At 72.9% G+C, this 13,367-nt stretch carries 12 protein-coding genes; 8 read left to right on the plus strand and 4 right to left on the minus strand.

Annotated elements, in window-relative coordinates; translation table 11 throughout:
- The 3 genes from LG632_RS10745 to pdhA all read right to left on the minus strand — a co-directional run.
- A partial coding sequence (locus LG632_RS10745; protein WP_308108227.1) for a biotin/lipoyl-containing protein occupies positions 1 to 320 on the minus strand: 320 nt, incomplete at its 3' end.
- 31 nt (positions 321 to 351) lie between these two features.
- On the minus strand, positions 352 to 1,332 hold the full coding sequence (locus LG632_RS10750; RefSeq protein WP_226726695.1) for an alpha-ketoacid dehydrogenase subunit beta: 981 nt from the start codon (positions 1,330 to 1,332) through the stop codon (positions 352 to 354).
- A complete protein-coding gene (pdhA, locus tag LG632_RS10755) occupies positions 1,332 to 2,513 on the minus strand; it encodes a pyruvate dehydrogenase (acetyl-transferring) E1 component subunit alpha (RefSeq protein ID WP_226726696.1) in 1,182 nt (393 codons plus the stop codon). Before pdhA ends, LG632_RS10750 begins: the two co-directional genes overlap by 1 nt.
- Before the next feature lie 325 nt (positions 2,514 to 2,838).
- Here pdhA and LG632_RS10760 point away from each other — a divergent pair, with 325 nt between their 5' ends.
- Positions 2,839 to 3,498, plus strand: a complete 660-nt coding sequence (locus LG632_RS10760) for a response regulator (protein ID WP_308108215.1) — start codon at positions 2,839 to 2,841, stop codon at positions 3,496 to 3,498.
- A gap of 76 nt (positions 3,499 to 3,574) precedes the next feature.
- On the plus strand, positions 3,575 to 3,991 hold the full coding sequence (locus LG632_RS10765) for a pyridoxamine 5'-phosphate oxidase family protein (RefSeq protein ID WP_226726697.1): 417 nt from the start codon (positions 3,575 to 3,577) through the stop codon (positions 3,989 to 3,991).
- Between the two features lie 33 nt (positions 3,992 to 4,024).
- Here the strand turns inward: LG632_RS10765 and LG632_RS10770 are convergent, their stop codons facing one another.
- Positions 4,025 to 5,587 carry a protein kinase domain-containing protein gene (locus LG632_RS10770; protein WP_226726698.1) on the minus strand — a complete coding sequence of 521 codons (1,563 nt, stop codon included), beginning with the start codon at positions 5,585 to 5,587 and terminating at the stop codon, positions 4,025 to 4,027.
- Between the two features lie 224 nt (positions 5,588 to 5,811).
- On the opposite strand from LG632_RS10770, the gene LG632_RS10775 reads away from it, so the two are divergent.
- From LG632_RS10775 to LG632_RS10800, 6 genes are all read left to right on the plus strand, one after another.
- On the plus strand, positions 5,812 to 7,500 hold the full coding sequence (locus LG632_RS10775; protein WP_226726699.1) for a protein kinase domain-containing protein: 1,689 nt from the start codon (positions 5,812 to 5,814) through the stop codon (positions 7,498 to 7,500).
- Positions 7,501 to 7,646: 146 nt separating this feature from the next.
- Positions 7,647 to 8,090, plus strand: a complete 444-nt coding sequence (locus LG632_RS10780; RefSeq protein ID WP_226726700.1) for a hypothetical protein — start codon at positions 7,647 to 7,649, stop codon at positions 8,088 to 8,090.
- 110 nt (positions 8,091 to 8,200) lie between these two features.
- On the plus strand, positions 8,201 to 8,848 hold the full coding sequence (locus LG632_RS10785; RefSeq protein WP_226726701.1) for a PadR family transcriptional regulator: 648 nt from the start codon (positions 8,201 to 8,203) through the stop codon (positions 8,846 to 8,848).
- A gap of 22 nt (positions 8,849 to 8,870) precedes the next feature.
- On the plus strand, positions 8,871 to 9,608 hold the full coding sequence (locus LG632_RS10790; protein WP_226726702.1) for an ABC transporter ATP-binding protein: 738 nt from the start codon (positions 8,871 to 8,873) through the stop codon (positions 9,606 to 9,608).
- On the plus strand, positions 9,605 to 12,451 hold the full coding sequence (locus LG632_RS10795) for an FtsX-like permease family protein (protein ID WP_226726704.1): 2,847 nt from the start codon (positions 9,605 to 9,607) through the stop codon (positions 12,449 to 12,451). Before LG632_RS10790 ends, LG632_RS10795 begins: the two co-directional genes overlap by 4 nt.
- Positions 12,452 to 12,549: 98 nt before the next feature.
- Entirely contained in the window at positions 12,550 to 13,086 is a 537-nt protein-coding gene (locus LG632_RS10800; protein ID WP_226726706.1) for a bacterial proteasome activator family protein, read from the plus strand.
- Positions 13,087 to 13,367 lie beyond the last annotated feature (281 nt).

Here is a 13,367-nt window from a genome sequence, read left to right on the forward strand (position 1 = left end):
GGCTGGCGGCCCTCCGGCTCGGGCTCCTCGGCGGGGGCGGGCGCGGCGGCCGGCGCGGCGGCCGGGACGTCGGCGGCCGCGGGGGCCTCGTCGGCTCCCGCACCCGTGCGGACGGAGATGATCACCTGGCCGACGTCGACCGTGGTGCCCTCGGGGAAGCGCAGCTCGTGCACGACCCCGTCGAACGGGATCGGCAGCTCGACGGCCGCCTTGGCGGTCTCGACCTCGCACACGACCTGGCCGTCGGTGACGGTGTCACCGGGCTGGACGTACCACTTGAGGATCTCGGCCTCGGTCAGGCCCTCGCCCACGTCGGGCATCTTGAATTCGCGGATGGTCACGGGGCTCTCCTCAGTACGCCAGCGAGCGGTCGACGGCGTCGAGCACCCTGTCCAGACCCGGCAGGTATTCCTCTTCCAGCCGCGCCGGCGGATACGGCGCGTGGAAGCCGCCCACCCGCAGGACCGGCGCCTCCAGGTGGTAGAAGCACCGCTCCGTGATCCGGGCGGCGATCTCCGAGCCGACGCCGAGGAAGACCGGGGCCTCGTGCACGACGACCAGCCGGCGGGTCTTCTCGACCGACCGCTGCACCCCGTCGAAGTCGATCGGGGACATCGACCGCAGGTCCACGACCTCGACCGACTTGCCCTCCTCGGCGGCCGCGGCCGCCGCCTCCAGGCAGACCTTCACCATCGGGCCGTACGCCGCCAGGGTGAGGTCCGTGCCCTCGCGGGCGACGCGGGAGGCGTGCAGGGCGTCGGGGATGGCCTCGACGTCGACCTCGCCCTTGTCCCAGTAGCGCCGCTTGGGCTCGAAGAAGATCACCGGGTCGTCGCTCTGGATGGCCTGCTGCAGCATCCAGTACGCGTCCGACGGCGTGGACGGCGAGACCACCTTCAGGCCGGCGACGTGCGCGAACAGCGCCTCCGGCGACTCGCTGTGGTGCTCGACGGCACCGATGGCGCCGCCGTAGGGGATCCGGACGACGACCGGCATCTTGACCTTGCCCAGCGCGCGGGCGTGCATCTTGGCCAGCTGCGTGACGATCTGGTCGTAGGCCGGGAAGACGAAGCCGTCGAACTGGATCTCGACGACCGGCCGGTAGCCGCGCAGCGCCAGGCCGATCGCGGTCCCGACGATGCCGGACTCGGCGAGCGGGGTGTCGATGACGCGGTCCTCGCCGAAGTCCTTCTGCAGGCCGTCGGTGATCCGGAAGACACCGCCCAGCTTGCCGACGTCCTCACCCATGATCAGGACCTTGGGGTCCGTCTCCAGGGCCTTGCGCAGCGACTCGTTGAGCGCCTTGGCGATCGACATCTTTTCGGCAGCCATCAGTGACCCTCCTCGAAGGACGCGAGGTAGGCCGCGAACTGCGCGCGCTCCTCGTCGACGAGCGCGTGCCCGTCCGCGTAGACGTTCTCGAAGATCGCCATCGTGTCCGGGTCGGGCATGGAACGCACCGCCTCGCGGACCCGCTTGCCGAGCTTCTCGCTCTCCTCCTCCAGCCCGGCGAAGAAGGCCTCGTCGGCCTCGCCGGAGGCCAGCAGGTGGGCCTTCAGCCGCTCGATCGGGTCCTTCGCCTCCCAGGCCGCGCGCTCCTCGTCGCGCCGGTAGCGCGTCGGGTCGTCGGAGGTGGTGTGGGCGCCCATGCGGTACGTGAACGCCTCGATCAGGGTCGGGCCCTCGCCGCGGCGGGCCCGCTCCAGGGCCCAGCGGGTGACCGCCAGGCAGGCGAGCACGTCGTTGCCGTCCACCCGGACGCCGGGGAAGCCGAAGCCGGCCGCGCGCCGGTAGAGCGGGACGCGGGTCTGGCGCTCGGTGGGCTCGGAGATGGCCCACTGGTTGTTCTGGCAGAAGAACACCACCGGCGCGTTGTAGACGGCCGAGAAGGTGAAGGCCTCGTTGACGTCGCCCTGGCTGGAGGCGCCGTCGCCGAAGTACGCGATGACCGCCGAGTCGGCGCCGTCCTTGGCCACGCCCATGGCGTAGCCGGTGGCGTGCAGGGTCTGCGAGCCGATCACGATCGTGTACAGGTGGAAGTTGTTGCCGTTGGGGTCCCAGCCACCGTGGTTCACACCGCGGAACATGCCCAGCAGGTTCGTCGGGTCGACCCCGCGGCACCAGGCCACGCCGTGCTCGCGGTAGGTCGGGAAGACGTAGTCGTCGTCGCGCAGCGCCCGGCCGGAGCCGATCTGCGCGGCCTCCTGGCCCAGCAGCGAGGCCCACAGGCCCAGCTCGCCCTGGCGCTGGAGGGACGTCGCCTCGCCGTCGAAGCGGCGGGTCAGGACCATGTCGCGGTACAGCCCGCGCAGGTCCTCGGCCGTGATGTCCTCGACGTACGACAGGAACTCCGCGTTCTCCGCGGTCTCCACCCGGTCGCCCTCGGGCGTCAGCAGCTGTACGAGCTGGGGCTCGGCACTCTGCGCGGCGGTCTTGCGGGTGCTGGCGCCCGCCGCTCGCTTGGTGCCGCTGCTGCGTCGCGGCTTGCGCGCGGCAGTGCTCTCCACGGTCACGTGTGCTCCTCCGTCGGTCCGGCACCCGGGTTCTCCGGGAACCAGTGCGGCTCGCCTGGATCCGTACCCGCGCACGGGGTGGGTGCGACTCGGTCGGGGACTCAGGCGTGACAGGTGCCCCGGCGAGTGCCCTGCGCAATGCACGTTACCCAGTGCGCCGCGGAACTGCGAAACCCCGTTTGACCTGGGATTTTGCTTGGATTTCCAAGTAAATCCGCGGCAGCGGGAACAAGCACTGGTCACAGCCTTGCAGGGGGCCGGAACAACGGCACGTTATCCCGGGTAACTGCGGCAGGGAAGAGGTGAGTGTGTGAAGATGGATTCCGTGCGCGAAGACGGAAAAATCAAGGTTTTTCTCCTGGACGACCACGAAGTGGTGCGCCGAGGGGTCTATGAGCTCTTGTCGGTCGAACAGGACATCGAGATCGTCGGCGAGGCGGGCACCGCGGCGGACGCGCTGGTCCGCATCCCCGCCACCCGTCCGGACGTCGCCGTCCTCGACGTGCGCCTGCCCGACGGCAGCGGTGTGGAGGTCTGCCGGGAGGTCCGCTCGCAGCACGAGGACATCAAGTGCCTGATGCTCACCTCGTTCGCCGACGACGAGGCGCTCTTCGACGCGATCATGGCCGGGGCCTCGGGTTACGTCCTGAAGGCCATCCGGGGCAACGAGCTGCTGCACGCCGTGCGCGACGTGGCGGCCGGCAAGTCCCTGCTGGACCCGGTGGCCACCGCCCGGGTGCTGGAGCGGCTGCGGGACGGCAAGAACGGCAGGGGTGACGACCGCCTGGCCAACCTGACCGAGCAGGAGCGCAAGATCCTCGACCTGATCGGCGAGGGCCTGACCAACCGCGCGATCGGCGAGCGGCTGCACCTCGCCGAGAAGACGATCAAGAACTACGTCTCCAGCCTGCTGTCCAAGCTCGGCATGGAGCGCCGCTCGCAGGCGGCCGCGTACGTGGCCCGGCTCCAGGCCGAGAAGCGCTGAATCGGGACCAACGTCCCCGTTCATGAGGGCGGGATCCTCTTCCGCACGACCACCCGGTCGGCGGACAGTGGGAGGCATGTCCCCCGACAAGCGCCACGCCATCGAACTGCTGCGCCAGGTCCCGTACGGCCGGATCGCCGCCAGCATGCGCGCGCTGCCCTTCCTCGCCCTCGCCCGGCACGTCGTGGTCGAGGACCGGGTCGTCCTGCGGATGCACGCGGGCTTCGGCCACCACCGGGCCTGCAACGGCCACGTGGTGGCGTACGGGGCGGACAACTTCCACACCGGGGACCGGCAATTGTGGTCCGTGCAGTTCACCGGTACGGCCCAGGTGGTCGAACCGACCGCGGCGGAACTGGAACTGTTCGGTCCGGCTCCGCATTTCGTCGACGGTGAGGTCTTCGACCCCATTCACCTGCGGATCGAACCGCAGTTCGTGACCGTCCACTCGCTCGCGGGAAAACCGGAACGACAGTTCCAATACCTGCGCTGAGCCATGTGGCGGCGCGCGCCGCGCCTTTTCCCGCTACGGCTCGACGCGCGGGCCCTCGGTGCCGCCGGTGCCGGTCGGGCCGGGCTTGGTGGTCGGGGACTTCGGCGGCGACTTGCTCACCGAAGGGCTCGGCGAGGTCTCCGGGGACTCGTCGCTGGGCGACGGCGACGGCGACGGACTGGCGCTCGGCGACGCACTGCGCGTACGGGGCGTCGACGGGGTGCTCGGCTCGTAGGAGCGCGAGGTCTCCGGCGTCGGGTCCGACGACGAGGTGGTCTGCGGGGTCTGCGCGGAGCTCTGCTGGCCGCCCGGCGTCGACTGGGTCGTCGACGGGTTCTTGCCCGGGCTCTCCTTCTTGCCCACGTTGTCGAGCGCGAAGACGACTCCCGCCGCGATCGCCACGACCGCGAGGACCGCGAACAGCCAGGCCTTCCACCGGCCGCCGCCGTGGCCCCCGGCGCCGTGGTCGTCGTAGCCGTCGTAGCCCCCGCCGCCCGGGTAGGCCGAGCCGTCGTCCGGGTTCAGCGGCGGCACCATCGGCTGCGGCTGGTACTGCTGGAACTGCGAGGTGCTGGCGTTGGCGGCGTACTGCGGGCCGGCGCCCGTCATGGCGGTCGTGGGCGCCCCGCCGCGGCCGTGCGGCAGCGCCATGGTGACCGGGCCGGTGTTCCACGTGCCGCTGTTGCCGCCCTCCTCCTGGAGCATCTGCAGGCCGTACTGGACCAGCCCGCGCATCTCCTCGGCGCTCTGGAAGCGGTCGTCGGGGTCCTTGGCCAGCGCGCGCATGACCAGCCCGTCCAGCTCCTGCGGCACGCCCTGGCCGAGCTGGGAAGGCGGCACGGGGGCGTCCTGGACGTGCTGGTAGACCACCGACAGCGGGGTCTCTCCGGTGAAGGGCGGGCGCAGCGCCAGGAGTTCGTAGAGCAGGCAGCCGGTGGCGTACAGGTCCGAGCGGTGGTCGACGGCCTTGCCGAGCGCCTGCTCGGGGGAGAGGTACTGCGGGGTGCCCATGACCATGCCGGTCTGGGTCATGGTGGCCTGCGCGCCGTGCAGGGCGCGCGCGATGCCGAAGTCCATCACCTTCACCGCGCCGGTGTGGGTGATGATGACGTTGGCAGGCTTGATGTCGCGGTGCACGATCCCGTGCTGGTGCGAGTAGGCGAGCGCCTCCAGCACCCCGGAGACGATGATGAGGGCCTGCTCGGGCCCCGGGGCCTCGGCACTCAGCAGCAGTTCGCGGATGGTGCGGCCCTCGACCAGCTCCATCACGATGTACGGCACGGTGTTGGGCCCGACCCGGTCCTCGCCCGAGTCGTACACGGCCACGACCGCGTGGTGGTTGAGCCCGGCCACCGACTGCGCCTCGCGCGTGAAGCGGGCCTTGGAGACCGGGTCCTCGGCGAGGTCGGCCCGCAGCAGCTTCACCGCGACCGTGCGGCCGAGCCGGACGTCCTCCGCGGCGAACACCTCGGCCATGCCGCCGCGGCCGAGCCGGTGCGTGAGCCGGTAGCGGCCGTCCCCGACCAGACCGCCGTCGCCCCACTGCTCAGGACCCTCGGCCGTCCCGGCGCCGTTTCCCTCGGGTTCGGGTGCCATCAGTCCTCGCCGTCGTCTTGGGCCGCTGCCGCGGTGGGTCTCGTTCAGGGTGCTCCGATGAACGCTACAGCCTCGGAACAGGTGACCGTTCGGACTGTGGCGCGCGGTGCCCCTGTGGTCACGGAACGGGCACCTGGCTTGACGTGTGCTTGCCCTCCGGCAGACTGGGCGCGACATGCGCTCAGCCAGGCGCGTCCAGAACTGCCCGAGGGGAAGCAACAGTCATGAGCCAGGACGGCACACAGGGCCGGTACGCAGGCGGCTCCCTGGCCGGTGGCCGTTACCAGCTAAGGGACTTGCTCGGCGAGGGCGGCATGGCGTCCGTCTACCTCGCCTACGACTCGGCGCTGGACCGGCAGGTCGCCATCAAGACACTCCACAGCGAGCTGGGCCGGGAGCAGTCCTTCCGGGAGCGTTTCCGGCGTGAGGCGCAGGCTGTAGCAAAACTGTCGCACACGAACATCGTCTCGGTCTTCGACACCGGCGAGGGCGAGCTCGACGGCGCGCTCATGCCGTACATCGTCATGGAGTACGTCGAGGGCAAGCCGCTCGGCTCGGTGCTCCAGGCGGACATCGCCCAGTACGGCGCGATGCCGGCGGACAAGGCCCTGAAGGTGACGTCCGACGTGCTGGCCGCGCTGGAGACCAGCCACGAGATGGGCCTGGTCCACCGGGACATCAAGCCGGGCAACGTGATGATGACCAAGCGCGGCGTGGTCAAGGTGATGGACTTCGGCATCGCCCGGGCGATGCAGTCCGGCGTCACCTCGATGACGCAGACCGGCATGGTCGTCGGCACCCCGCAGTACCTCTCCCCGGAGCAGGCGCTGGGCCGGGCCGTGGACGCCCGGTCCGACCTGTACTCGGTCGGCATCATGCTGTTCCAGCTGCTGACCGGGCGGCTGCCGTTCGACGCGGACTCGCCGCTGGCCATCGCCTACGCGCACGTCCAGGAGGAGCCGGTCGCCCCGTCCTCGGTGAACCGCTCCCTCACGCCGGCGATGGACGCGCTCGTCGCCCGCGCCCTGAAGAAGAACCCGAACGAGCGCTTCCCGACGGCCGCGGCCATGCGTGACGAGATCGCGCGGGTGCTGTCCGCCGGGCAGACCGCCTCGCCCGTCATCGTCGCCGGTGCCCCCGTCGGCAGCGGCGCGGGCGTCGGCTCGGCGGTGTTCCCGCCGCTGGACGCGAGCCAGCAGGGCACGCAGCAGGGCGTGCAGCAGCCGTACCAGCCCACGCCCACCCCCTCGCCCTACGGTCCGCCGACGCCGGCGCCGCACGCCGGGCCGCAGGGAGGTTACGCGTACCCGCCGCAGCAGCAGCCGCACACGCCGCCGCCGGTCCCGCACCAGCAGTTCGGGCAGCAGGCCCCGCAGACCCCGGCGCCGTTCACCATCTCGCCCACGCAGACGCAGTCCGCGTCGTCCGGCGGCGGACCGCGCCGGAACAACTCGGTGGTCCTCGGCGCGATCGTGGTCGCGCTGCTGGCCATCGGCGGTCTGATCACCGCCATCGTGATCAGCAACAAGGGCGACGAGGGCGGCAAGGGCGGTACGGCCGGCGGCGGCAGCAACTCGGCGGCGCCGTCGAACGGCGCGGGCACCGGGTCGAGCGCCAAGGCCGGCCACAAGGGCCCGGACCCGTCGCGCACCATCGAGGCCTCCAAGTGCAAGGAGGCGTACAAGTCGTACAAGGACCCGAACAAGGTGTCCGCGCCCGACTTCCGCTACAAGAACCTGACCTCCGTGAAGGAGTGCCTCCAGGCCGCGGGCTGGCGGTACAAGATCCAGGAGCGGGACGAGGCCGTGTACGGCCAGGACATGGTGCTGGAGCAGCTGCCGGCGCCGAGCACGGACGTGGACAAGTCCGGCACGGAGTTCACGCTGGTGGTGTCCACCGGCAATCCGCAGTAGTCCGCCTCGCCTGGGCGGCCCCGACCGCCCGGTGAAGCCCCGGCGAAGCCCCCGCGTAGTCCACGCGGGGGCTTCGTGCTGTGCGGGCGGAACCTGGTCGGCCCGCCCCGGATGCCGGTTTTGGGGTGGTATGTGAATCTGGCCGCGTGACCCAGGGTTTCCGCGTGTCCCGCTGGCTGGCCGGAGCCACCCTCGCCGTCGTCGCGCTGACCCCGGTGGCCCCCGTCCGCGCGGCCCACGACGTCCCCGGCGAGGGCGACCTCGCCGGCAGCGCGGCGGGCGCCGGCCGGGAACGGCCCGGACGGCCCGTGGGCGCGCCCGCCGACCCCGGGGCGCGGGTGATCTCCCGGCCCGTCCCGGTGCGGCAGCCCGAGCCGACCACCCCCTCCTCGCCCCCGGCCCGGGCCTCCACCTCGCCCCCGCCGTCCGTGATCGCGGCCCCGTCGCCGTCGGTCCCGGTGGTCGCGCTGGGCACCGAGCCGAACGAGCGGGCCGCCGACCTGGCCGCCCACATGCTGCCGCTGGGGACCGGATTCGCCCTGATGGGCATCGGCCTGGGCTACCTCGGCGTGCGCCTGCGGCGCGGCTGAGGCGGCTCGCCGCGGGCGCGGCCCAGGCGGCTCGCCCTGCGGCCGAGGGCGGCTTGCCGCGCGGCCGAGGCGGCTTGCCCTGGCGAACATACTCGGTATACATACTGAGTATGTCGATTCGCCACGGCCTTCTCGCCCTGCTGGAACGCGGTCCGAGATACGGCTCCCAGCTCCGCACCGAATTCGAGTCCAGGACCGGCTCCACCTGGCCCCTCAACGTCGGGCAGGTGTACACGACCCTGTCCCGGCTGGAGCGGGACGGACTCGTCGCCCCGGGCGGTGAGGACGAGGCCGGGCACACGCTCTACGCCATCACCGACGCGGGCCGCGCCGAGCTCGCCGCCTGGTACGAGCGCCCGGTGGACCGCACCAACCCGCCCCGCGACGAGCTGTCGATCAAGCTCGCCATGGCCGTGGGTGCTCCCGGGGTGGACGTGCGCGCCGTGATCCAGGCGCAGCGGCACGCCACGGTCCAGGCGATGCAGGACTACACCCGGCTCAAGGCCCAGGCCCTCGCCGCCATCGAGAGCGGCCGCGCCCAGGAGCGTGACGACGTCGCCTGGCTGCTGGTGCTGGAGCAGCTCATCTTCCAGACCGAGGCCGAGGCCCGCTGGCTCGACCACTGCGAATCCCGGCTGGTGCGGCTGTCGGCCCAGGCGGGCCGGTCCACCGAGGCGGGACGGGCGGGTGCGACCGGGTCCGGCCCGGCCGCCGACGCCACCTCCGTGCCGCCCCGCGCCCGCACCGCGCGCCGCTGACCCGACCTCCCAGGGGAACCACATGTCCGACCAGCACCAGCCCGTGCTGCAACTGAAGCAGCTGACCCGCGTCCACGGCAGCGGCGCCACCGAGGTGCACGCCCTGCGCGGGATCGACCTCGCCGTGCACCCCGGCGAACTCGTCGCCGTCATGGGCCCGTCCGGCTCCGGCAAGTCCACCCTGCTCACCCTCGCCGGCGGGCTCGACACCCCCACCGGCGGCCAGGTGATCGTGGAGGGCCAGGACATCACCCGGGCCGGCCGCAAGCAGCTGGCCGCGCTCCGCCGGCGCAGCATCGGCTACGTCTTCCAGGACTACAACCTCATACCGGCGCTCACCGCCGCCGAGAACGTGGCCCTGCCCCTCGAACTGGACGGCACCTCCGCCCGCAAGGCCCGCAAGGCGGCCCTCGCCGCGCTCCAGGAGATGAACCTGCCCCAGCTCGCCGACCGCTTCCCCGACGAGATGTCGGGCGGCCAGCAGCAGCGCGTGGCCATCGCCCGGGCCCTGGTGGGCGACCGCCGGCTGGTCCTGGCCGACGAACCCACCGGCGCCCTGGACTCCGAGACCGGCGAGTCCGTCCTCGCCCTGCTGCGGGCCCGCTGCGACGCCGGCGCCGCCGGCGTCCTGGTGACCCACGAGCCGCGCTTCGCCGCCTGGGCCGACCGGGTGGTCTTCCTGCGGGACGGCAGCGTCGTCGACGAGACCCTGCGCAGCCGCGCCGACTCCCTGCTCACCGGCCAGGTGGCCGACCGGTGAAGTCCTGGTACCACCCCTGGATCGCGGCCCTGCGCATCGCCCGTCGCGACGCCTGGCGGGCCAAGGGGCGCAGCTTCCTCGTGCTCGCCATGATCGCCCTGCCGATCATGGGCGTCAGTGCCGCCGACCTCACCGCGCGCAGCGCCGACCTCTCCGCCGCGCAGAGCGCCGAGCGCAAGCTGGGCGCGGCCGACGCGCGGATCGAATCGCCCGAGGGCGGGACCGCTCTCGCCCAGACCCCCGACGGCCGCAACTGGAAGCCGCTGAACGGCTCCACCCGGCCGGGCCGCGGCGGTGAGGCCCCCGACGAGCAGGTCGTGAGCGCCGTCCGCGCGGACCTGCCGCCCGACGCCGAGCTGGTCAAGCAGAGCGAGGGCCGGATCCGCGTCCGGACCGAGTACGGCCTGCTGGACGTGCAGGCGCGCGAGCTCGACGCCGCGCACCCGGCGGTGCGCGGTCTGCTCACCCTCCTCCGCGGCGAGCTGCCCGACCGGCCGGGCGAGGTCGTCGCCACCGAGGCGTTCCTGAAGGCCTCCGGGCTCCACGTCGGCTCCGGCGTCACCCCCCGCGGCTCCGGCATCACGTACAAGATCGTCGGCGCCTACGAGCAGCCCGACGACCTCGCCGCGAAGGAGCTGCTGGCCCCGCCCGGCAGCCTGCTGGGGCCCCTGGACAAGGCCCTGCGGGGCGCCGGGATGCGCGGCGTGGTCGCCCACGACTCCTGGTACGTCTCCGTCGGCCGCGGTGGTTTCACGTGGAACATGGTCAAGCAGGCCAACACCAAGGGCGCGCTCGTGGTCTCCAAGGCCGTCCTGGTCGACCCGCCGGCCGACTCCGAGGTGCCGCTCTACCAGGTGGAGCCGCCCGAGAGCTTCGGCACGCCGCGGCTGGAGGCCGCCGAGATGGCCGTCATCGCCACGGTGGTGGGCCTGACCATGCTGGAGGTGTGCCTGCTGGCCGGGCCGGCGTTCGCGGTCGGAGCGCGGCGCTCGCGCCGCCAGCTCGGCCTGGTGGGGGCCAACGGCGGTGACCGCCGGCACATCCGCGCCGTGGTGCTCTCCAGCGGCATCGTCATCGGGGCGGCGGCCGCCGTCACCGGCATCGTGCTCGGCCTGGCCCTGACCCTGGGCCTCCAGCCGGTGCTGGAGGAACAGCTGGGCAAGCGCTTCGGCCACTTCGAGGTCCGGCCGCTGGAGATCCTCGCCATCGCCGTACTGGCCGTCCTCACCGGCCTGCTGGCCGCGGTCGCCCCGGCGGTCACCGCGTCCCGGCAGACCGTGCTGGCCTCCCTGACCGGCCGCCGCGGGGTGCGCCGGGCCGGCCGGGTGCTGCCCGTGCTCGGCCTGATCGCCCTGGCCGCGGGCATCGGTCTCGTGCTGTTCGGCGCGGTGGCCGACCTGGGGTTCATGGTCGTCGCCGGCGGCAGCGTCGTGGCGGAGCTGGGCATCGTCGCCCTCACCCCGGTGCTGGTCGGCCTCTTCGGGCGGACCGGGCGCTGGCTGCCGCTGTCGCCGCGGCTGGCCCTGCGCGACGCCGTGCGCAACCGGGGGCGTACGGCTCCGGCCGTGGCCGCCGTCCTGGCCGCCGTCGCCGGGACCGTGGCGGTGGCGACGTACCAGAGCAGCGCGCAGGCCCAGTACGTGCACCAGTACACCGCCCAACTCCCCGACGGAGCGGGCCGGCTCACCCTCGACGAGTCGGGCGGCTGGCGGGACATGCCCGCCGTGCGTGAGGCGCTCAGCCGGGACCTGCCCGTCGCGGTACGGGCCGACGTGGAGCGGATCAGCGTCGGCGCACCGGACTGCGAGCCGTACGCCATGACGCCCGGCTGCGGCCTGGCGGAGGTCCTGGTCCCCAAGGACCAGCGGTGCCCGCTGTGGGAGGCCCCGGCCGAGCAGAGGTTCAGTCCCGAGCAGGCCCGGGAGTTGGGCAAGGACTGGCGCTGCCAGCGCCCTTCGGGCTTCGCCGGGATCGAGACGGCCGTGGCCGACGAGAAGCTGCTGGCCGTCCTCGGCATCACCGACCCGGGCGTCGTACGGGCCCTGAGGGAGGGTCGGCCCGTCTCCTTCGACCCGACCCAGGTCAAGGACGGCAAGGTGACGCTGCGCGTGGTCACCGACGCCGACCAGGCGGACGAGGCCCGGGAGCGCGGCGAGGACCCGCCGGGCCAGGACAAGGTGTTCCCCGTCCACCAGGCGCCCGCGAGCGCCAACGCCTGGGGCATCCGGCTGCTGCTGCCGCCGGGCGCCGTTCAGGCCGCCGGACTGCGCACCGCCCCGTACGGCTCGTACTTCAGCCTGGACGGCAAGGCGAGTACGGAGGCACGGCAGCGGCTCGACGGCGACATCGACCGGATGGGCGTGGACGCCTCCGTCCACATCGAAGAGGGCCCCGGGTCCCCGGACCGGATGATGACGCTGATCCTGTCCGTGTTCGCGGGCCTGGTCACCATCGGCGCGGCGGGTATCGCCACCGGGCTCGCCCAGGCCGACGCCGAGGCCGACCTCAGGACGCTGGCGGCCGTCGGTGCGGCACCACGGGTCCGACGCACCCTCAGCGGCTTCCAGTGCGGCGTGGTGGCCGCCATGGGCGTGGTGCTGGGCGCGGCGGCCGGCGTACTGCCCGCCATCGGACTGCTGCTGGTGGAGCGGCGCGAGCAAGTGCGCCTCCACGAGGAGCTGGTGGCCCACGGCTTCGGTCAGGGGCACGAGCCGTTCGTGCCGATCGTGGTGCCCTGGGAGACCCTCACGGGCCTGCTGGTCCTCGTCCCCCTCGGCGCGGCGCTGCTGGCCGCGCTGGTCACCCGTTCCAGCGGGGCGCTGGCACGGCGGGCGCAGGCCTGATCAGGCGGCGGACCCCATTTGGTGCCCCCGGACAGGGTGGATCACGTCTGTCCGGGGGCACACCGTGTGAAAGCGACGGTGTGCGAGAGAATGGCGGCATGGAGATGCCGAGGAGTGAACGGTCGCAGGACAGCCCCCCGCACGTCCTGATCGTGGGACAGGACGGGCTGGCCGTCGGCGGCGCAGATGACGAGTCGCGCGAGGTCCCCGTGACGGAGATGGTCGAACAGCCCGCGAAGGTCATGCGCATCGGCAGCATGATCAAGCAACTTCTGGAAGAAGTCCGCGCTGCGCCTCTGGACGAGGCCAGTCGGGTCCGCCTCAAGGACATCCACGCCTCCTCGGTGAAGGAACTGGAGGACGGCCTCGCCCCGGAGCTCGTCGAGGAACTGGAGCGCCTGTCGCTGCCGTTCACCGACGAGGCCATTCCCTCCGAGGCGGAACTGCGCATCGCGCAGGCACAGTTGGTGGGGTGGCTGGAGGGCCTGTTCCACGGCATCCAGACCGCCCTGTTCGCGCAGCAGATGGCCGCCCGTGCCCAGCTGGAGCAGATGCGCCGCGCCCTGCCGCCCGGCGCCCCGACCGACGACAAGGACGGCACCCACGGCCCGGTCCGCTCCGGCCCGTACCTGTAAGGGCACGTCCACCGGCCCGGCCCGCCCACGCGGCGCGCCGGGCCGCGTCGCGCCCGGCGGCCGACCGACAGGCTGCCCGCTCCCCAGGTGGCCGACCGACAGGGCTGCCCGCTCCCCAGGTGGCCGGCTCGCCCGGGGCCCGGCTCGCACGGCGCCGGCCCACCCCGGGCCCGGCTCACCCCGCGCCCGGCTCGCACGGCGCCGACCCACCCGGCGCCCGGCTCACACCGCGCCCGGTCGCGGAGTGGGGCGCGTACCCACATCCCCGAAACACGGCCCGC

The organism is Streptomyces antimicrobicus (genome assembly GCF_020532625.1).
GTDB lineage: Bacteria > Actinomycetota > Actinomycetes > Streptomycetales > Streptomycetaceae > Streptomyces > Streptomyces antimicrobicus.

What these genes read in the sequence shown, in the direction of transcription:
- LG632_RS10765 (WP_226726697.1), top strand. Translation starts at nt 3,575, where the DNA reads ATGTCCCCCGACAAGCGCCACGCCATCGAACTGCTGCGCCAGGTCCCG.
- LG632_RS10790 (WP_226726702.1), top strand. Translation starts at nt 8,871, where the DNA reads ATGTCCGACCAGCACCAGCCCGTGCTGCAACTGAAGCAGCTGACCCGC.
- LG632_RS10775 (WP_226726699.1), top strand. Translation starts at nt 5,812, where the DNA reads ATGAGCCAGGACGGCACACAGGGCCGGTACGCAGGCGGCTCCCTGGCC.
- LG632_RS10770 (WP_226726698.1), bottom strand. Translation starts at nt 5,587, where the DNA reads ATGGCACCCGAACCCGAGGGAAACGGCGCCGGGACGGCCGAGGGTCCT.
- LG632_RS10785 (WP_226726701.1), top strand. Translation starts at nt 8,201, where the DNA reads ATGTCGATTCGCCACGGCCTTCTCGCCCTGCTGGAACGCGGTCCGAGA.
- LG632_RS10750 (WP_226726695.1), bottom strand. Translation starts at nt 1,332, where the DNA reads ATGGCTGCCGAAAAGATGTCGATCGCCAAGGCGCTCAACGAGTCGCTG.
- LG632_RS10800 (WP_226726706.1), top strand. Translation starts at nt 12,550, where the DNA reads ATGGAGATGCCGAGGAGTGAACGGTCGCAGGACAGCCCCCCGCACGTC.